At 58.5% G+C, this 18,758-nt stretch carries 14 protein-coding genes and 5 pseudogenes; 8 read left to right on the top strand and 11 right to left on the bottom strand.

The genetic code is table 11. The annotated features are described in order from the left end of the window. Positions 1–392: 392 nt before the first annotated feature. Entirely contained in the window at positions 393–746 is a 354-nt protein-coding gene (locus X751_RS137655) for a hypothetical protein (RefSeq protein ID WP_023737108.1), read from the top strand. A gap of 135 nt (positions 747–881) precedes the next feature. Here the strand turns inward: X751_RS137655 and X751_RS1000000166290 are convergent, their stop codons facing one another. Together X751_RS1000000166290 and X751_RS1000000168195 are read right to left on the bottom strand one after the other, a co-directional pair. Beyond that, complete coding sequence (locus tag X751_RS1000000166290; protein WP_084558332.1) at positions 882–1,850, bottom strand: glycosyltransferase family 10; 969 nt, start codon at positions 1,848–1,850, stop codon at positions 882–884. Between the two features lie 15 nt (positions 1,851–1,865). Next, positions 1,866–2,624 (bottom strand): annotated as a pseudogene (locus X751_RS1000000168195) (hypothetical protein); the annotation flags it as partial. A gap of 413 nt (positions 2,625–3,037) precedes the next feature. Here X751_RS1000000168195 and X751_RS137665 point away from each other — a divergent pair. Continuing rightward, positions 3,038–3,508 (top strand): MucR family transcriptional regulator, encoded by a 471-nt coding sequence (locus X751_RS137665; protein ID WP_023746108.1) that lies wholly within the window; start codon positions 3,038–3,040, stop codon positions 3,506–3,508. A gap of 219 nt (positions 3,509–3,727) precedes the next feature. Here the strand turns inward: X751_RS137665 and X751_RS137670 are convergent, their stop codons facing one another. Further along, positions 3,728–3,940: a cold-shock protein gene (locus X751_RS137670; RefSeq protein WP_023679670.1), complete on the bottom strand. Its 213-nt coding sequence runs from the start codon at positions 3,938–3,940 to the stop codon at positions 3,728–3,730. Between the two features lie 367 nt (positions 3,941–4,307). Here X751_RS137670 and X751_RS137675 point away from each other — a divergent pair, with 367 nt between their 5' ends. Continuing rightward, entirely contained in the window at positions 4,308–4,535 is a 228-nt protein-coding gene (locus tag X751_RS137675) for a hypothetical protein (RefSeq protein ID WP_245260682.1), read from the top strand. An 815-nt stretch (positions 4,536–5,350) separates the two neighbouring features. Further along, positions 5,351–5,802, top strand: a pseudogene (locus X751_RS1000000166285) (insulinase family protein); the annotation flags it as partial. Positions 5,803–6,059: 257 nt separating this feature from the next. Here X751_RS1000000166285 and X751_RS137685 read toward each other — a convergent pair. Continuing rightward, positions 6,060–7,364, bottom strand: coding sequence for a SidA/IucD/PvdA family monooxygenase (locus X751_RS137685; RefSeq protein WP_023746105.1), 1,305 nt, complete (start codon positions 7,362–7,364; stop codon positions 6,060–6,062). An 830-nt stretch (positions 7,365–8,194) separates the two neighbouring features. On the opposite strand from X751_RS137685, the gene X751_RS1000000167635 reads away from it, so the two are divergent. The 4 genes from X751_RS1000000167635 (at position 8,195) to X751_RS137695 (ending at position 11,485) form a co-directional block, all read left to right on the top strand. Continuing rightward, a complete protein-coding gene (locus tag X751_RS1000000167635; protein WP_198022473.1) occupies positions 8,195–8,701 on the top strand; it encodes a hypothetical protein in 507 nt (168 codons plus the stop codon). Between the two features lie 160 nt (positions 8,702–8,861). Beyond that, positions 8,862–9,542, top strand: a complete 681-nt coding sequence (locus X751_RS137690) for an OmpW family protein (RefSeq protein WP_031247323.1) — start codon at positions 8,862–8,864, stop codon at positions 9,540–9,542. Between the two features lie 230 nt (positions 9,543–9,772). After that, positions 9,773–11,020, top strand: a complete 1,248-nt coding sequence (locus X751_RS1000000166275; RefSeq protein ID WP_023746103.1) for an acetyl-CoA carboxylase biotin carboxylase subunit family protein — start codon at positions 9,773–9,775, stop codon at positions 11,018–11,020. Between the two features lie 141 nt (positions 11,021–11,161). Beyond that, on the top strand, positions 11,162–11,485 hold the full coding sequence (locus tag X751_RS137695; RefSeq protein ID WP_023746102.1) for a hypothetical protein: 324 nt from the start codon (positions 11,162–11,164) through the stop codon (positions 11,483–11,485). 575 nt (positions 11,486–12,060) lie between these two features. On the opposite strand, the gene X751_RS01000000164340 is transcribed toward X751_RS137695, so the two are convergent. The 7 genes and pseudogenes from X751_RS01000000164340 to ectB form a co-directional block, all read right to left on the bottom strand. Continuing rightward, the gene (locus X751_RS01000000164340) at positions 12,061–12,897 is read right to left on the bottom strand and encodes an IS110 family transposase (RefSeq protein WP_198022472.1); all 837 of its coding nucleotides are present in this window, start codon (positions 12,895–12,897) and stop codon (positions 12,061–12,063) included. 224 nt (positions 12,898–13,121) lie between these two features. Further along, a pseudogene (locus X751_RS1000000166270) lies at positions 13,122–13,870 on the bottom strand (IS5 family transposase); the annotation flags it as partial. Between the two features lie 51 nt (positions 13,871–13,921). Then, a pseudogene (locus tag X751_RS1000000166265) lies at positions 13,922–14,192 on the bottom strand (DDE-type integrase/transposase/recombinase); the annotation flags it as partial. 36 nt (positions 14,193–14,228) lie between these two features. Next, positions 14,229–14,381 (bottom strand): annotated as a pseudogene (locus X751_RS1000000168190) (integrase); the annotation flags it as partial. Between the two features lie 207 nt (positions 14,382–14,588). Then, the gene (locus tag X751_RS137705; RefSeq protein WP_023746100.1) at positions 14,589–16,055 is read right to left on the bottom strand and encodes an aspartate kinase; all 1,467 of its coding nucleotides are present in this window, start codon (positions 16,053–16,055) and stop codon (positions 14,589–14,591) included. A 294-nt stretch (positions 16,056–16,349) separates the two neighbouring features. Then, positions 16,350–16,742 (bottom strand): ectoine synthase, encoded by a 393-nt coding sequence (locus X751_RS137710; protein ID WP_023746099.1) that lies wholly within the window; start codon positions 16,740–16,742, stop codon positions 16,350–16,352. 9 nt (positions 16,743–16,751) lie between these two features. Beyond that, complete coding sequence (gene ectB, locus X751_RS137715) at positions 16,752–18,059, bottom strand: diaminobutyrate--2-oxoglutarate transaminase (RefSeq protein ID WP_050592410.1); 1,308 nt, start codon at positions 18,057–18,059, stop codon at positions 16,752–16,754. Positions 18,060–18,758 lie beyond the last annotated feature (699 nt).

Below are 18,758 nucleotides of genomic sequence, written 5' to 3'. Positions count from 1 at the left end.
CGAGGAAAGACATGGCCAACACGCGCAGTATCGCCAATCTAGCCCTTGTGCCGGCGCGGCGGTTGAGCAGGTCCACCGGCTGTAACTGCCTCACACCTTGATCCACAGATCCTAGGAGATAACCACGTTGTCGTCATCATTTGACGGACGCGGGGCATTGGCCCATAAGCGAGCCACCGCAAACTGTGCGGTCGCCAATGCGTAATGAAGTGAATTGGAATGATCTTCGGTTGCGAAACACGCACGTCCGACGCAGCTTGCGTTGACAGAGGCGGTTTTACGCGCAATAGCACTTCCGCCGACCTATTTTTGTGGAGTTCAATTGTGGTTCGGCTAAGGGCGCGGGGCGCCGGACCGGCGCCGGTAAACCTCATTAGAGAGAGAGACCCTGCATGGAAGAATTCTTACCGCGCATCGCCACTGGTGCCGGCATTGGCCCGGCTCTCGCAGAGAAGGGCGTTGGGTTAATGCTGGGTTTCCTGCAAAGCCACGCGGCCGACGGTCCCGTTGCGCGCATGATCGAGGCCATTCCGGGAGCTTCGGAATTAGTAGCGAAGTATCATGGCGACGACCCAGAGGGTGGCGGCCTTATGGGGCTCGGCCAGCAATTGATGAGTGAGGGTCTCAGCATGGCAAAGATCGCCGGTCTCGCCAACGAGACGATCGCCTGCGCCAAAGAACATGCCGGCGACGAACTCGTGGACGAGGTCCTCAATTCCGTTCCTGGCCTTCCCCAGTTCGTCTGATCAGCGGCAGCCGGGGGCGCATGACCTCGTGCGCCCGTGCCGGCCGTCTGCGCAGCAGGCATTCTCCGCCGAGGTTCCGTACCGATCTCGCCAGACCACCAACCGCCGGGCACGCGAAGCGAGCGTTGGAGTACTTCATTCGTCCATTGCAAAATCGACTTCAGGCGAATCGATGTGTATAATTTCCGGCGGTAAGGGTTTATCCTGAACGCTTTCGATGAAGCCCGCGAGATAAGCAAACGTATTGTATTTCTCGAGGACCAACCGCTTCGCCTCTCTTATTGCGCCGCGACGTTCCTTCCAGAGGTCCGAGTCGATGATTTCTTGAATTTTTGGGATTACGTTCTTGTCCTCTGGGTCAATCAGAACCATAGAGTCCGAAGGGAAGAACCTCGTGATTGCCGGGCTGCCGTAATAGATCGGCATTGTTTCAGCAACGAAGCAGTCCATAAGCTTCTCTGTAAAATAGTAATCAGCACGAGTATTCTCGAAGGCTATACTGTAACGGTAAGGTGCGAGTGCGTTCCATTTATCTCCAATCAGCCGAAAACCTCGGCCGAACAGGTCAAAATCGAGCTCCTTTCTCAGCCGTTGCAGAAACGCCAACCGATATCGATGTCCTTTAAGCAGGGCGATGTCACTGGTAATCCATGAGAGCCGAAGCGGCTTATCCACGACTTCGCTGACCAGAAGTTGGTCATATGTCTTGTTTACAGACCAAGACCGAGTGATAGGTGGAGACAAAACGAATCGGCGCGCTGCATTCTGCCGAGCAGCCAGCTCTGCGTCACACGTCAGGACGATAGTATTTTTCCCCTGCCCTTCATGAAACGCGCGATGAGCTTTCGTCGGCGGTTCGCCGATTGCAAAAATTGTCCTGTTTGGGCTCGCCTCGATATCAACAGGGAGCCCAAAAAGAGAAGCAGAGTTAAAGACGATATGCCAATCGGGCACGAAGGATGTCCTGCGAACAAAAGCGACATTGTTCCAGATTCCACTGCCCTTTGGAGTGAGATGGTGGATTGCATCATCCAAAACGCCCCAAGAATCTAGACATGTAGCAACAATGGGCGCTGGGCGTTCCGTCAACAATTTGGCCGACAAAGCAGTTCCACTCCCTCACTCGTGAAGGTACTCAATGGCCATTCCGGATTGCGGTAACATTGGGCAGCATAAACCTTCCGGGACCCGCTGTCGAGGCAATTGTCGCTTTGCACTTGACCAGGTTCTTCCTCGCTTTGTGCGGTGATCAGGCCGGCTGAGTGGCAGCATGCGTGCCCTAAGGAGTTCGCAGCCCGCTCTGCCTACATCGTACGTTTAATCGTCTTCAGGCGGTTGATCAGCCCTTTCGCCTGGCCGTTGCTCCGCGGTAGTTCAATGGCATCGCGAACGGCGTCAACGTCACGGCGTAGGACCCGACCGAAACGCGGGATGGCGACGAACCCGGAGTTGACGCCACGTCGATCGAAGTGTCGAGCTTGCCCAATTCACAGGCCCCGCAAAATGCCGCGGAAGCGCATGGCAAGCCTGCGCATAGTGGAAAACTCATGTGACCCCCGCTTCAGGACGTCGGCCTTTGTGGCCTGGTTGATCGTCAGCACATCCCGAGGCTTCGTGCAGAGGGCCGGGGCGACTACCGGCCAGATCACACGGCCGGTCGCGGGATTCCGTATGGGACAGCGTCGCTGGCAGGTTGACGCGTATGATTGAAGCAGGCGACGCACTGTCCTTGCCCGGCCTCTCGGCACGGCGCCAGCTTGCGAGAAGCCGCTCCAGATTCGAGAAGCTGCCCGTGTCGCCGCGCTGTTAATCGTGGAACAGGTGTCGTCCGCAGCGATTGCCGTCTCTCGAGGACCGGCAAAGAAACGCCTCGAAATACATTGATGTCCTTGGTTACCAGCGGCGGTTCCCAGCCCCTTGGAAGAGCGGCTCACCGGGCGATGAACTTACATTTGGCCATTGCCAATGAACGTCCATCGTCCTGACGCCCACCAGCAAGCGATCACGATCCCTCGATTTCACAGTCCAAAGAAGTAAAGCGGGACACAAATAGCGCGCTTAGCCTCGACTACTAGCAACTTCGGCGCAAAGTTACAGCCGGGACGCGCCACGCACCACGGCAGGGTCGCCAACAACGAGTGGCTCAGCGGTCATGGCGGGAAATATGGCGCATTGACGTCGCTTCTGGACGAGCATTGGCAATAACGCTGTCGAGACATTGTTGCTTTCAGCGGTAACCGGCCCTATGAAGCGACGCTTCGCTGACTATGTTTCACCGCCTGGAGAGTTTCATGACAGAAGAAGCCGGAAAAAACGTCGACACCCTCATTGAGCTTGCCGCCGATGTCGTGTCGGCCTACGTCTCCAACAATCCGATCCCGGTGGGGGATCTCCCTGCCCTCATCGGCCAAGTGCATGCGGCTCTGAGAGCGACGGCCGGAGGTGTCTCTGCGCAAGAGCCGGTTGCCCTTACGCCTGCAGTCCCGATCAGGAAATCGGTGACACCGGACTACATCATCTCCCTTGAGGACGGGAGGAAATTCAAATCGCTAAAGCGCCATCTGTCGACCCACTATGGGCTGACGCCGGATGGATATCGGGCCAAATGGGGCCTGCCCGCGGATTATCCCATGGTCGCGCCGAACTACGCCGCGGCGCGCTCGACATTGGCCAAGACGATGGGGCTCGGCCGCAAACCGAAGGCGCCGGAAGCACCTGAGCCTGCGCCAACGAAGCGAACCCGCAAGAAGGTCGCGGCTTGATTTCGGCAATCGAGATTCGTTCTGGAGCGTTGCAGCCATCGGCTTAATCTGCGCGTCATATAAAAAGGCGGGGCCAACCCCGCCTTCCTTTCAAACAACTTTGTTTCATGAGGACTTCGCGACGCCTGCAGCAATCTGCTGCCCTCAGTTTTTGCTCGATCCCATCGAGCGGCCATGAGGACCTACGTGCCTACTCTTGCCAGGACGCAGGAGAAAATTTCAACCAGCTTTGCTGAGGCTGCCAGCGGAGGACTTGCCAGTGCGGCGATCCTGCTCGATCTCATAGTTGATCTTCTGGCCGTCAGCGAGGGTCGAGAGGCCCGCGCGTTCGACAGCGGAAATGTGGACGAAAACATCCGGACCGCCATTGTCGGGCTGGATAAATCCAAACCCCTTGGTGCTGTTGAACCACTTTACCGTTCCAGTCGGCATATACTTGTTCCTTCTCTTACAATGCAACGTGGGCAGGCCATTAGGCCTGTCCGAGTCATAGCCGAGAGTTGGGCGCAGCAAAAAGCGAAAAATTGTTAAGCCCCGATCAGCTGGCGCATTGTGGGCGTAGCCGCCAGCAAGCACTGTCCTACACTACCGCTCGAGCGTGGCCGGAAGCGCCCAATTTCTTCCAACGCTCCTCAGCGCCACGTCGATGGCTCGTGTTTGGAGGCACGGGACGTAAGGCCGACCGCTGCTCGTGCCGCAGGTCAAAGGCCGGGTATTTCACGGAACTGCCTTCGAGCATAACGGCTTGGCAAGCGCATGAAGGAGTTTCGATTTGGATTGTTTCAAGAGGGTCGAGGGGTTGATCGATGCGACCAGCGTGGAAGCGATCGATAGCGCGCGCGTTTTGCTGGACCAGTTCAAGGGCAAGTCAGAAACAATCGCCCAAGCGATTGACGACTTCCTGCTTGATTTCATGACCTTGCTGTTTGTGGTAGAAGCCACCCGCGAGCAGTTCCACAATCCGGCGAGGCGGTTAGCGCGCATCAGATTGAGCAAGGTCAGGCTGTTACTCACGCGATGCTCTTGACCTAAGCGACCACTCCGCCAGGCATGCATTTGCAGCCGAGCGCACCAGGCGGTATTTTACGCACATGAAATCAATCGCGACCGCTAAATTCTGCTGTTTGGCGCCCAGCGACGGACAGCTTCCGTGCTGCTGTCCTGCAGCGGCAAATGTGCTGCATGCCCCCATCCAAGGCGAGCTCGACGTTTGTTTCTTACGTTGACCAAGGTCCCGCGAAAACACTCCCCTTCCCGCAGCAACTCATCACGTTCAACGGCCTCGCGGCAGGCCATCACGCCAGAAGAGAGCAACGGCATCGTTTTTCCCGCCCAGTCCTACGACCTCGTCTTGGCGCCTCGCGAATGTCGCCACCCGCCGTTTTTTTTAAGGTCCGTCTTCGCGCGCGAGCTGGCTCCGCGCCCACTTAGCTACGCTGCTCACGCCTCTACCATTCAGCACCGCCCGGTCTGACTGTCGAGGACATCGTTCCGCTGGAGCGACAACATTTCAATTCTGACCGTCGGTGCAGCGGCCTTCGAAGCGCATCCTGTACCCCTCTCCGGCAGCGCGCCTAATCGTCTTCCGAAGGAAGAAGGTATTCTCAGCCGTGCTCGCGTCGCCTTCAGCCCTGTTCGATCACCCACAATGTCGGATGCGCAACATGGCAGAGCCCGATTTGTCAACAGCCTCCAATGGTTTTCTGATCTGGCACGGTGCATGCCTGGTCGTCCGCGAGACGTCGCGGACGAAGGAAAATCCCTCCAATGGCCACCTCCCCAGAACACCGCCGCAGGTCTCCGGGGTCCAGCCGAAGATGGGGCTCGAGTAAGGCCTGGCCCATGATTCATCTGGCTCGGGCTGCCCGCCGATCCTCCTACGGGGAGGCGAAGACGCAGCGCGTTCAACAAAATGAGGACCAAATCACTTTGCCTCGAACCTTGCCTTTCCAACCAGAGCCATCGATCGCGCCCTGGCTGCGCAAGGCGTTCACTGCCACCGCCCTGGCCCAGGTGACGACCGCTCCGGCTCTGGCCGCCACCGACGGCGGCAAGATCGCGGATTTCCTGCTCGGCAATGGCATGGAAGGGTCGACATCCCCGATCACCGCGCGCCAATCATCACTCATATGGTCTGGTACAAGGTCGGCAGCGCCGACGAGCCACCCGGCAAATCCGGACTTGCCCATTTCCTCGAGCGTCTGATCTTCAAGGCGACCACCAACCGCGCCGACAGCGAGTTCGACCGAGCGGTCTCAGTCAGCGGCGGCTACAATACCGCCCTCACCGCCTATGGCTCGTTTTGGGCGAGATGATGGGCTTCGAGGCCGATCGCATGGCTGCGTGAGTTCAATCGCGATAGAAGATGCCATTTGGCGGCTTGAGTTTGTCGAGATCGGCCACTTTGCCCTCGGGCGGGTTAAGAGCCTCCTGTTGGAAAGACGGGTTGGTCGACGTCCCAGTTAGGGCAGTCGGGCGAGCCTCCGGCGTTCACCGCACCAGGCGGAGATCATTCCTAGGATGCCACCGCCGATGATCAAAAGTTTACGAGTCATATCCCGCTGCCCATTTCTTCGGCTGCGGGGTCGGGCCAGCGCTCGATCGAGCTATGGGTGATGAAGCCAAGATGCTCGGGGTTCGCGCATGGCGCGCGCCCAAGAAGGCTATCGAGGATGCGGCGCGCGCGCCAGGCCAGCAGGCTTAGGTTCGGATCGGCCAGGCCGCGCTGCCCGAAGCTCGCGTTTTGTACGAAGATGCGTCTGTCACGCGGTCCGTCCCAGCTCACCGAAAAATCGTCGCGAATAGCTAATTCATTGTCGATATGCTCCAGCCGGTGCGCGATGGGTTCCAAGAAGTCTGGCACCGCGTTCTCGTAACCGGTGGCCAGGATGACGATGTCAGCCGTGACTTCTTCGACCTCGACCATGCCATGCTGCAGGGTCAGCCGGTGACCCGCGCCGGCGTTGATGCAGTGCGAGACGGTGCAGCCCGGACGCAGTGTGATGTCGGATCGGTTTGGCTCGAAAAATGCGTGGCGGTAGAGCGCCTGATAGATCGCGCGCAACGTGCTTTCCGAAATGCCGTCCGAGGCAAGCACGAAACGCCGCAGGAGCAGCTTACGCTGCGACTCGCTCATCGCCGCGAAACGATCCGAAAAGCAGGGCATGAACAACTCGTTTGTGAACGGGCTGTTGTCGAGAGGCAGGTAGTTCTCACGCTGGGAGACCCAAGTGATCGAGGCAGGCCGCCGCTCTTTCGGCAGGCCGACAAGGTGCAACATCACCTCGGCTCCCGACTGTCCTCCGCCAACGACGCAGACATGCTTTTTGCGAACATCAGGATGGATGTGCAGTAAAACCGATGAGTGGAACAGGTTGCGTCCAATCCAGCCCTGAAATTGAGGCGGAATTTGCGCCTGCTTGCCAATGCCGACCACGACGTTTCTGGCGCCGAGAACCGCCTTATCCGTCCGCACCTGAAACTCGCCGTCAAAGCGGATTTCGCGCACTGTCTCGCCGCCACGCACAAGTGGGTTCCTGTGGAAGACCCAGTTCAGGTATTGTTCGAACTCCACTCTGAGCACGGCTTCGAACTGTGCGTTCAGGAAGTGATACAGACGCCCGTTCTCGTGCAGGAAGTTTACGAAAGTGTAGGCTGATCGCGGATTCACTAGAGTGACCAGGTCCTTGAAGTGGCTGACCTGGAGCTCCGAGGAATCGAATGCGATGCCTGGATGCCAGCGGAAGTCGACCTGCCGATCCAGGAACACTGCCCCTTTCCCAACTTGCTCGTGTATCTGACACGCAAGGCTCAAATTGGACGGGCCAGCACCGACTCCGACGCAAGATAACTCCACTTGCTTTGCTCCTATATATTTTTCCGACTCGGCGGCTTGTTCGCGGCGAATTCGGCCACAGCGATTGGGCTCCCCCTCGCGGGCGTTTTCGAGCCCCGGTGCCGACCGGATTGCGAGAATTGTCCTGCGCGTTCGGGTTGTCGAATGTAGACGAGCATTCCAGCGCGGTGACAATCGACGGGTCATACCGGCTACGTGGGGCAACGACGTGTGTCCTTTCCGCCCGTCTGGATGCCCGCGTCGCCATCACGCGAGACGCTTTCCAAGCCCATTCAGGGGTTTGAAGCCGGCGCAATCGTCCGCCTCGACCATGAAGCACCGGCCTTTCGGCGGCTTGATGGCAGGCGAGAGCGCGGTTTCACTGCGGCGACGGCATTTTAGGTGCGCATGATCATGGAGGAGGTCTCGCTGATGCGTTCGCAGAACCCCATGCATCGGCCGTGCCAAGGAAAAAATCTTTATTTAACAATTGGTTGGCGGATTTGCGATCCTGTCGGAAATCCGACATTGAGGGACGCCTCCTCAGGCTGTGCCGCGCCCGGCACCAGCGACGTAGTGGCCGTCGATCGCCCCGTCGCCGATGTCGATCCGAAGCTCGGCCGGTTCGCGGTGAGCTTCACTGCTATTCCGCAGTGCCCACCGAGCTCGCACAGGAGGTTCTATCAGGCGGTCACGGCTGCACTCGTTGTCAGGTCTTCGACAAAGTCTGACACGAGACACACCGCAATCAGAGCCATGTTATTGTTGTGAAAACGATTTTCTCGTTTGGCACGACACGTGCAAGGCTATCCGCAAACGCGCTGCGGCAAGGACTGAGGAGAAATCATGCCATGATCAAGCTCGCCGAACATGCGGTCGCAGCCGCGAAAACTGGGCCTTTCCGAGCCGACAGGACGTTGCGGCTGTTTTCCAGTCGACATCATTCTTCACGTTATCCGGACATGACCATATTCGATTTCCGCCCAACGCTGAATGCCCCAGACGATGATCCCTATCTTTGGCTCGAAGATGTAGAAGGAGAACGGACACTTGCCTGGGCCGCCAGCCAGCCGGCCAGGACCCTGGGGCACTTCGGTGGAACACAGTTCGATCGCGACCGCGACGCCCTGACAGAGATCTCGACCGTCCCTGACAAGGTTCCCGTGATCAGCGCCGCGGTCAGTGCGTCGACAACTTTTGGCAAGATGCCGGAATTCCGCGCGCACCGTGGCGCCGGGAACACCCTTGCCACTATCCGCCGATCCTGCTCTCCACCACGAAGCGGGCGTGCGTTCACCCGGGCCACGCGCGTAAGACGGCCGCAAAGCTGCAGGCCTTTGGTTATCTCTCCTAGGTGAGTACAGGTCGGTGATTGCGAGCACGGCGCAAATGATGCGTGCGCGGTCCCACACAAACGGCGCATGAGCGCCGCGGCAATCCCAAACAATTCGAGCAGGACTTTTCGTAGTTCAGTCCACATTTCTGAAGCAAGGAGAGAGTATCATGGCGAGAAACCAAATGCGCGCCGCGCGGGGAGTAACAGCGGCCATTGTCCTCATCGTGATGGGACAGCAGGCCGTCGCGGCGGACCTTGCGCAAGCGGCGAGCGTCCCCCAGGCAGGAGCCTCGGTCACGGAAGCGCCAAGCCCTTGGCAGATCCGCCTGCGTGGATTGGGGGTCGTCACTCAGGATTCGGGCTACGTCAATGCAGTGCCCGGCTCCGATCTTTCCTATTCGAACACGGTGACGCCGGAACTCGATATCTCCTATTTCTTCACGGACAACATCGCCACGGAGCTCATACTCGGCACCACCTACGCCAACATCGACGGCCAAGGAACGATCGGCGGGCTTGGCAAGATCGGCAAGGTTTGGCTGCTGCCGCCCACGCTCACATTGCAGTATCATTTTACCGATCTCGGCGCTTTCAAGCCCTATGTCGGCGCCGGCGTGAACTACACGATATTCTATAACCAGGATGCCGGCAGCGCCGACGCTCTCAAGGTTAAGAACACGTTCGGCACCGCGCTGCAGGTCGGGTTCGACTACATGGTGGATCAGCACTGGGGCGTCAACTTCGACGTGAAGAAGCTTTTCCTCAAGCCAGACTTCGACGTCACGGTCGACGGCGCGAAGCTGACGGGGAAGGCCGAGCTCGATCCCTGGTTGATTGGAGCAGGTCTCACCTACCGCTTCTGATAGCGAAAGGCGAAGCGGATTGCTGACATCGAGCTGAAATGAAGGGCGCCTTGTTCCGGATGGATACGCTTATCAAAGCGTTGCAACAGTTTCTTCATATCAATTCTCAGAACCTTTGCGATCGCAGATCATTGCCGATGGTACGTTCAGCGCACGGTCAGGCACGGCTGAAAAAGCTGATGGTGATTACGCAAGGACGGCCGCACAGCAGCAACTTGGAGTCAACAGCAATGTTAGAAAGAGCGCTCATCCTGGTTGAAGGTATAGGGGATATCAGTCCGCTGTACGTTCGAGCTGCCCGGCGTCTTGGCCTTCATCCACTTGCCCTGTCGGCTGGTGCAGCTCGGTACAACTATCTTGCGGAGGAAGGAATTAGGACAATCTGTGTCGATACGGACGATCTTGATGCGCTGATCCACGAATGTTCTCGGCTACAGACCACCTATGACATTGCTGGCATTACGTGCGCCGGCGACCAGTTCTACGCAACAGTTGGTAAGCTCTGCCGGCATTTCGATCTACCGGGACCGAACCCTGATTCGATTGAACTATGCCGCGACAAGTACACTCAACGTCAGCTCCTCGCCGAGGCTGGCATTCCCATCCCTGCTTATCGCTTGGCTGCCAATACAGGGGAGGTAGAGGATGCTGCCGCGGAGATCGGACTGCCGGTGATAGTTAAGCCAGCGGCGGGCAGCGGCAGCGTCGGTGTCCGATTGTGCCGCACGGCCGATGATGTAGTCGAACACACAAACTATCTGTTGGGCGGGCAGCACACATGGCCGTCTGCGCCGAGGATACTCGTCGAAGAATTCGCACAAGGCCCCTTGTATGGCGCCGACATAATGGGAGATCAGATCATTGGAATTGGCATCGGCGACTTCGGCCCTCCACCGCATTTCGTCTATCGTGAGTTCACCTTTCCGGCCCTGCTGAGCGATGACGAGCATGAGCGTATTGTAGATGTTTCGCTGAGCTGTTTGCGAGCTCTCGGCCTTGGCTGGGGGCCAACGGGCATTGAATTCCGGTGGACGAAGCGTGGCCCAGTCGTCATTGAAGTCAATCCGCGGCTTCATGGCACGCCGAATCCCCGATTGATTCAGCTGGCTTACGGTATCGATCTCATCACCGAGCACATCAAGCTCGTCATCGGCGACGAATGGGATTTGCGCAGAAGGCATTCGCACACTGCGGCGGCTCGGATCCTAGTCCCTGATCGCGATGGCACCCTCGATTGGATCGATGGCGGCAGTCAGGCGGCTGGTGTGCCAGGTGTAGCCGAGGTCAAATTCTATGTTGAATCTAAGACGCCGATCGTCAGGAAAGGTGATTACCGAGACGCCATTGGACATGTCATCGCCACTTCACCGAGCCATGCTGAGACGGAGGCTGTACTGCAGCGTGCCGTCGGCTTAATCGGTTGGTCAGTCACACCCTTTCCGTCGTGTACCGAAACGGAACAATCTGCGGATCCTTAGCAGACGGTGTTGCCAGCCGCAATCGGGAGGAGGCTAGCCTGGAAAATTCACGGTGGGTTGGCGGATGAGGTTCAAGCCATTGAAATGGCGTAGGATCTGGTTGCTAAGGCCGATCCGATCATTTCCGGAGACCACACCGCCATGAATGATCTTACGCTGCCGCTGAGCGGCTTGTCATCTGTCGGCGGCAAGTCCGTCGTGGGCCTGCGTCGCCGAAACGCTCGAGCTTTGCCGTCGCCCAATTCGACACGTGCATCGCCCTCGACCGCATCCCGCGGCTCGCGACATAGCCACAGGGCGCAGACGCCCCGAACCGAACCTGCCGACCGCAACCTGCAAACCCCACCTGCCATCACGACGGATCACCGCCGGCGCCTGACGAGGTTTGCCAAAAAGCACCGCAACGGCGGCCAGATCGCCGCTTCAGGCCGCCAAGAGCTCATCGCCGTGCATCAACGCGGTTAGACGGGACACTCCAGATGGGGGGTGACCGCCGAAGAGATCGGTAAGGTTATTGAGCGATGCAACGGAACTCACCATGAGAGCAGTGAACGTACCATTTTCAGCTTTCAGCGATTTGCGGTCGTAAAGATCCTGCAAACAATTTTGATCACCAGCCCTGTGGCACGGAGCGCGTCTCGAAGAATTTTCAGGGTTCTGTTGCAACGGCTGAATAGGGGCGCAGAGAGGCCTGATGCGAGGTCAATCAGGCGGTGAGGATTTCGAACGGCGATGTCACGTTGTCTGCGCATACACGCGTTGAGAGCTGCGGCCGCTGATGTCAGCTAGGGTCAGGATCTGTAATTTGCAGAGCTTGGCGGTGTATCCCTTGAGGGTTTCAAGGATCTGTCCGCCTGGCCGAGCCGGAGCTGGTCGTGCTGTATCGGGTCTCACAAGGCCGGACGTTGCATTGACTCGAAGCGGGCTGTCAGGCCCATCTGACTACCTTCGCATATCGTCCGTCCCTGCGTTCCCTCGCGGGACACCGCCCTCGGATCAGCGCTGGCGCTTCACCGCTGGCAAACTGTTTCTACCTCACCTCAAGCCTCGAACAAAGTGCCGTCGCGCAGCATGGCATGCATGATGACAGCGAGACGCCGCGCGAGTGCCACTCGGGCTTTCTTTAGGCCGCGGCGCTTCGAGATTTTTAGCGCCCAAGTCTTGAGCGCGAAGCTCTCCCGGCTCCGAGTCAGGATTGAGTTGGCTGCTTCATAGACAAGCTTGCGGACCGTGCTGTCACCTTGCTTGGTGATCCGGCCGGTCCAGTCGAGTTCGCCGGATTGTTGACGCCTGGGCACCAGCCCAAAGTAGGCACCCGCGTTTCGCGATAGTCGGAACCGGCCGGCCTCGTCGATGGCGGCGGAGAAGGCGGCTGAAGTCTGGATGCCAACACCAGGTATACTCATGAGGATCTGGCAGGCCCGCGACTGAGCGGCGAGCATACGCAGCTTGAGATCCAGTTCCTGAATCTGCTCGACCAGTTGCGCGCGCACCGTCAGCAACGAAGTAATCGCTTCGCCAAGACCAGGGATGTGGGATGCTTCCATGATGCGTTTGATGAAGGCCTTTCCCTGCCCGACGCCCGGCCTATAGCCGAAGGTGGCGCACAACCCACGGATCATGTTGTCGAGCCGGACACGGGCCTCCACCAGATGACCGCGAGCGGTGATCATGCTGCGTACACGGTGCGCGGCCGGCGATTTGACATGAACCTCTTTGTAGAAGCCCGTTCTTGCCAGTTGCGCGAGCCCTGCAGCATCATGGGGATCGGTTTTGTTCGCCTTCATCGCCTTGAGGCTCTGGTGCGCTTGGCGGGCATCGATACACACCACGTTGACGCCCAACTCCCGCAGGCCAAGGCCGATCGCGGGTGACATACGTCCGGTGCGATCACCGCCCGCTCGATCGGGCCGTGTCGGCGTAATGCGTCGGCGATCGCATCCGGCGTGCTCTCAGCCTTCTCGGAACTCAGCTTGCGTCCATTTTCATCAATAATGCAGACCTGCGTGCTTTCCATCGACAGGTTTCAGGATTCGACAACCAGAGTGTGCGCCTCACCCGAGGCCCGAGGAAGCAGCCACAAATTACACGATGACTCATTGATCCAGAAGATGAAGGCTGCAGCGAAGGCGATCGCCGACAGGAAGGTGTGAGCACATCGGTCGTACCTGGTGTGGATGCGTCGCCAGTCTTTGAGGCGTGCGAACATGTTCTCGATCCTGTGGCGTTGTCGGTATAGGACAGGATCGTAGCTGTGCTGAACACGATGCTTGGTTGGGTTGGGATGCATGGCGTGATACCGCGCTCGACGAGCGCCTGGGGGAAGGCCGCTGAACTGTAGGCCCGATCGGCCAGCAGAGCGTTGGCGGTGGGCAAATCCTCGATCACTGCCGCAGCAGTCTTGTGATTATTGGCCTGCCCTTCGCTCAGATGCAGCAGCCGCGGGCGTCCCTTGCCGTCACAGACCACTTGCAGCTTGGTGGTCAGTCCACCTCGGCTGCGTCCGATACATCGGGATAGAGCCCCTTTTTGAGCAGGCTCGCCGCCGTGCGATGCGCTTTGAGATTGGTGGCATCAATCATCAGATTGTCCGTTTGACAGCCCTGCGCGGCCAGTTCCGCCAGAATGCGATTGAACACACCCAGCCGACTCCAGCGGATGAAGCGGTTATAGATGGTCTTGTGCGGACCGTAGTCGGATGGGACATCTCGCCAGCGAAGACCATTGCGGATCACGAACAGGATGCCGCTCAGCACCCGGCGGTCATCTACACGCGACACACCGCGACAAAGGAAAATAAGGCTCGATGCGGCGCATTTGCTCCGGGGTCAACATCAGCAAACCACTCAAGGCGGCACCTCCTGCCACCTTGAATCACCCAACAGATATCAATTCAACAAATTAATAGGTCCTGACCCTAGCCATGGCCACGGCTTTCCATTCCGCCATTGCCTGCAGGCGGTGAATATGTATAGCGAGAGCGAAGCCTTTTGAGCGGGGCGAGACGAAGAAATTGCGCAGAGCCGAGAAGATCGAAACGAAGCGTTGCAGTGCTGCTGGTGATCGGAAGCCTTGCATCATCCGCTTCCGTTTTCGCAGCGGTGCGCACGTGTGCATTCTCCGCCCGGTTGTTCAATCCCTTGTTCGACCGATGCTCGACGTCTGGTATCATCCTGTCGCCTCGCTGTCGATGCCAGTGGGTTCAGCTGACCGCTTCCGAGATGCGCAAGCCGGCGGCATAGCAAGTGGTCAGGATGGCGTGGTGTTTGACGTCGAGGACGCAACCGAGGAACCGCTGAACTTCCTCGGGACTGAGGACGATCGGCAGCCTCTGCGGCTTCTTCGGAAGCGGGAGGAGCTCTTCAGGCGAGGAAGGTGAGTCATGCCACCTCATTTGCCCGATGGAATGGGCTGCAAGCAGCCACTCCAGCGCGACAGACGACGCGATCAACACCACGCCGGCGGCACAGCGGCACACGCCCTCCTTGCCGCTCCGCAATCGCGGAGCGGCAAGCCCAGTGCTGGTAATCCAAAGGTTGCAACAGATCCATTTGCCAGCGATGGTGCCTCAGCGCGTCCGAGCGGCGGAAGCCTGCGCGGTAAGACGCAGCCGGATATCTTCGATCAGGGCGCTATGAAGCGCCCTAACTGCGTCGTCCAAGCGCACTTCATCTACTATGAAGATTATATCCACGTTGCGCATAAGCTGCTGCACTCCCAGGACATCTATGCAAGCATCCGCTAACGCTTGCACAGCAATGGCCGTTAGGCTCTGGCCATTGAGGGCGCTTCCGATGGCCGAGACAATGCTCACTTTTCTCGTGGCAATGTTCGCCGTTGGAAATTTTTCCTCCAGCGCCTTGACAGCGGGCGCGATTGCCTCAGGTGCCGCAGCGAGGTAATGCGTGATGGTATTTGCATTCGATGTCTTGGTCACGACGCGGACCGCATGGGCTTTCAACGTTTGGAGAATGTCGGCGTCATAGTCGATCACGTCTCCCATATCCTGGTCAAAGAGCTCCAAAGCATACACTCCCCTGAAGCCCACGACAATTTCTGCCCGAGGCGTGTCGGAGACGTAGTCGGGCGTGATGACGGTTCCACCGCAGTCAGGATCGAACGTGTTCTTGATCCTAAGAGGGATATTTGAATGGCGCAGTTCCTTGGCCGCGGCCCAATGAATCGCCTCCAGTTCCAGGTTGGCGAGCTGATCGGCGACATCATAGTTGGTGCGACCGATAGCACGGGCCCGCTCAATACCCACGATTTTGGGGTCGGCTGTCGAAAGATGAAACTCCTTATGGATTATTGCCTCCCTGGCGCCTGTTAGCACTGCGATCCGGGCAAATGTGGCCTCGGTGTAGCCACGGCCATAGAGCCGCATCAACCCACCTGGGCATTGGCCGTAACCCGTGACGATTGGCAGCTGCTTGCCGAGATCGATCGCGCATAGAGCTTTCCCAATTCGCGCGTCAAGGCTCATTTCAGTGTCGTCGCGCCAGCCCGTCATGTCTACGAACATCGCCTCCACGCCGAGCGTCCTGAGGAGCAGAACCGTGTTGTGGGTACTGTGGGCTTCGCCCTGCGCGGCCAGAATCTCGCGCACGGCATTCAGGTGCTCTTCGATCTTGAAGTGTCCATAGGAGCAAACTCGCTGAAGATCCAACAGACAGCCGCGCACTCCTTCAATGCGGTCGCTCACAAAATCGTCGGCGACGCGCCTTTCCGGCGAGTTGCCGAAGATCTCCGCATTGATCCTCCTCATCTCCCGATGGGCTTCTGCGACAGCTTCAACCCAAGCCGATCTTGATCTGACGCGCGCGAAAAGCGCATAGACGCCTGGCTTGCCAGTCCTCTTGTGCTCTAGAAGCCGGTCCGTCATCCCATTGTAAGCGGATAAGACGAATATGCGGTTGTAGAGTGCGCTTCCCTTGCGTCCTCCGATTAGAACGTTCTCGAGTACGGCAGCGGTGTTGGAGATCGACGTGCCTCCGATCTTCTCGACGGTGTGGGCACTAGGCTGGCGGTTAGGCAAGAGATTTCACCTCCAATTCTTTCGGCGAGTGGGCTGGTCAGTTGACAACTCGCAGCACCAGCGACTATTTCGCGGCAAGACGTCGTGCATGCTCGCAAGCGCTGCCATGCCGTGCGAAGATTCTCCGAAACGCGAGCGGTGAGAAGTAGATTGAACCCACGCGTCGTCGTACTTTCCTGGTCTGAGGACGTGCTCGCCCAGGGGAAGCCGGGCCTGTAGCAGACGAGCGACGCGGGGAGGCGGAGGAGCCGAATACTCTCGATCCCGAGCTCATTAACTTTCTCTGAGGCGACATCAGATCGCCTCGAAGTCGAGAGGATACGCGCCGGTCTCGTCATGCACCTCGCTGCCGGCCAATGGAGGGACGAAGACGCAGGCTAACACCAATTCGGTCTCGGCACACAGCAGGTGAGCATCATGCTTATCGAGCGCGTAAATGGTGCCCGGTCTCACGACATGGATCTCATCCGCCTCCGGATCCTCGATAGAACCCGTTCCAGAGATGCAGTAGACTGCCTCAAGGTGGTTCCGATAGTGCATCTTGAGCCGGGCGCCCGGATGGATCGTGGTGATATGGAAGGAGAAGCCCATCCCATCATTCTTGAGGAGCAACCGCACGCTTTGCCAGCTCGTCGTCTGAACCCGCCGGGCTGTCAGATTCTCCTTATTGAAATCCCTGACGATCATGATTCACCTCTACGCTGCCGTGTTCACGGTGCTGCCGATCACCCTTTCGATAGCGTCCTCGAGGATGTCGAGGCCTTGGCTAAGCTGATCCTCCCCAATGACAAGAGGTGGCAGACACTTCACGACCTCGTCTTTGGGACCAGCGGTCTCGACAATGAGGCCATTCTGAAAGGCGGTGCTGATGACTTGACTGGCAACTTCGCCAAACTTCAGATCGATGCCTCGCATCATGCCACGACCCTTGGCTGACACGCGGCTTGGGTCGTATTTCTGCGCGATCTGCTCAAGGCGGCTTTTCAGCAGATTGCCTTTCTCCTCGACGGACGCCGCAAAGCTGTCCGTCCGCCAGAAGTGCTCAAGGGCTGCGCGCGCGGTGACGAAAGCATGGCAATTGCCGCGGAACGTGCCGTTGTGCTCTCCCGGCTCCCACTTGTCGAGTTGTCGGTCAATTAGGACGATGGCCATTGGCAAGCCATAGCCCGATATCGATTTCGCCATCGTGACGATGTCCGGGCGGAGACCGGCCGCCTCGAAGCTGAAGAACGCATCGGTCCGGCCAACGCCGGCCTGGATGTCGTCTACGATCAGCAGAGTTCCGTATCTGCGCGCAATGGCCGCCACCTTGCGCAGCCACTCCGTGCCGGCGACATTGAGGCCGCCTTCGCCCTGAACTGTCTCGACAATCACCGCTGCCGGGGCGTCCACACCGCTGGAGGGGTCCGAGAGCAGGTGATCAAGGTAGTCGGCGGTGTCAACACTGGATCCAAGATAGCCATCATAGGGTAGCCGTGTGACGCCGCCGAGCAGCTGGCCGGCGGCTGCGCGGTGATACCGGTTGCCGGTGCAGGAGAGAGCGCCAAGGCTCACACCGTGAAAGCCGTTGGTGAAGGCTATGATGTTGGGCCGACCAGTGATCTTGCGCGCTAGCTTGAGGGCAGCCTCGACCGCGTTGGCGCCGGTCGGACCCGGAAACTGTACGACGTAGTCTAGTTGCCGGGGCTTGAGGATCGTCTCGTGGAATTCGTGCAGAAAGGACTCCTTGGCTTCGTTATACAGATCGAGGCCATGGGTGATGCCGTCACTCGCAATGTAGTCTGCGAGCGCGGACTTCAGCTCGGGGGGATTGTGCCCATAATTTAAGCTCGAGCAGCCCATGAGAAAGTCGAGATAGGCTGTCCCATCGCGCGCAAACAGCTGAGCTCCCCGCGCTGTCGCGAAAACGACGGGAAAGCTGCGAGCGTAGCTGCGCACTTCAGACTCCAGATGGTTGAAGATCGCGAATTCGCCCACGCCATCTGTTGCATTTCGGTCAGTCATCGTTGCCTCCTTATTTAGGTGATCGCTTGGCAGATCGACGGGCAGGCCCGCCGGGCCGATGGAGCGTTCGATGGACTGATGCCTATCGTGACTCGCTCTCACGCTGTCCCTTGGTCTCGTGGTCGACCTAGAGCTTGCCGGATTGGTGCACCCAAATCCCGAGCCAAACTGCGAAGAAATCTAGGTGCCCTTTCGGGAGCGTCACCGTGCCTTTGATGTGCGTCACGCCCTCGCAAGCCGGCTCGTTCAGGGCTGAGAGGATGAGTTCCTTGCCCAAGCGCATTTTGCGTAGCTTAGGTTGCACAGCAATTCCAAATGCAGACCCTGGAGCGGTCGCTCGGCCGCGGGTAGGCCGACAACCAACCAACCACCTCACCATCTCCCTCAGCAAGCACGCAGGTGGCGGCGAAATCACTGCAAGCAGCAGCTCGTAATACAGTAAGTTGCGGTCTAGTTGCGGACACTTCGCGATTATTTCCCATACATCGGCTGCATTAATCTCCGCCGATCTTCGGAATGTCATTCGCGGCAACTGGACGGTGCGGGGCAACGAGAAGCTCTGGCTATCACTGACCATTCGAATCCTCCGGGCGAACACCAGTGCCGCCTTCGCCTCGCGTTTCACGAAGAGGTCTTCTCAAAAGCCATGCCAGTTGCGCTGAGGAGCCTGAGAATATTTTTCTGAGTTTTGTTCAATGA

It is taken from the genome of Mesorhizobium sp. LNJC394B00 (assembly GCF_000502555.1).
GTDB lineage: Bacteria > Pseudomonadota > Alphaproteobacteria > Rhizobiales > Rhizobiaceae > Mesorhizobium.
This window is presented reverse-complemented; position numbering and strand designations above follow the sequence as displayed.

Bases quoted from the DNA above. Each gene is read 5' to 3' on its own strand.
- X751_RS137655 (WP_023737108.1), top strand. From the start codon at position 393: ATGGAAGAATTCTTACCGCGCATCGCCACTGGTGCCGGCATTGGCCCG.
- X751_RS137665 (WP_023746108.1), top strand. From the start codon at position 3,038: ATGACAGAAGAAGCCGGAAAAAACGTCGACACCCTCATTGAGCTTGCC.
- X751_RS137670 (WP_023679670.1), bottom strand. From the start codon at position 3,940: ATGCCGACTGGAACGGTAAAGTGGTTCAACAGCACCAAGGGGTTTGGA.
- X751_RS1000000167635 (WP_198022473.1), top strand. From the start codon at position 8,195: ATGATCAAGCTCGCCGAACATGCGGTCGCAGCCGCGAAAACTGGGCCT.
- X751_RS137690 (WP_031247323.1), top strand. From the start codon at position 8,862: ATGCGCGCCGCGCGGGGAGTAACAGCGGCCATTGTCCTCATCGTGATG.
- X751_RS1000000166275 (WP_023746103.1), top strand. From the start codon at position 9,773: ATGTTAGAAAGAGCGCTCATCCTGGTTGAAGGTATAGGGGATATCAGT.
- X751_RS137695 (WP_023746102.1), top strand. From the start codon at position 11,162: ATGAATGATCTTACGCTGCCGCTGAGCGGCTTGTCATCTGTCGGCGGC.
- X751_RS01000000164340 (WP_198022472.1), bottom strand. From the start codon at position 12,897: ATGTCACCCGCGATCGGCCTTGGCCTGCGGGAGTTGGGCGTCAACGTG.
- X751_RS137710 (WP_023746099.1), bottom strand. From the start codon at position 16,742: ATGATCGTCAGGGATTTCAATAAGGAGAATCTGACAGCCCGGCGGGTT.
- ectB (WP_050592410.1), bottom strand. From the start codon at position 18,059: ATGACTGACCGAAATGCAACAGATGGCGTGGGCGAATTCGCGATCTTC.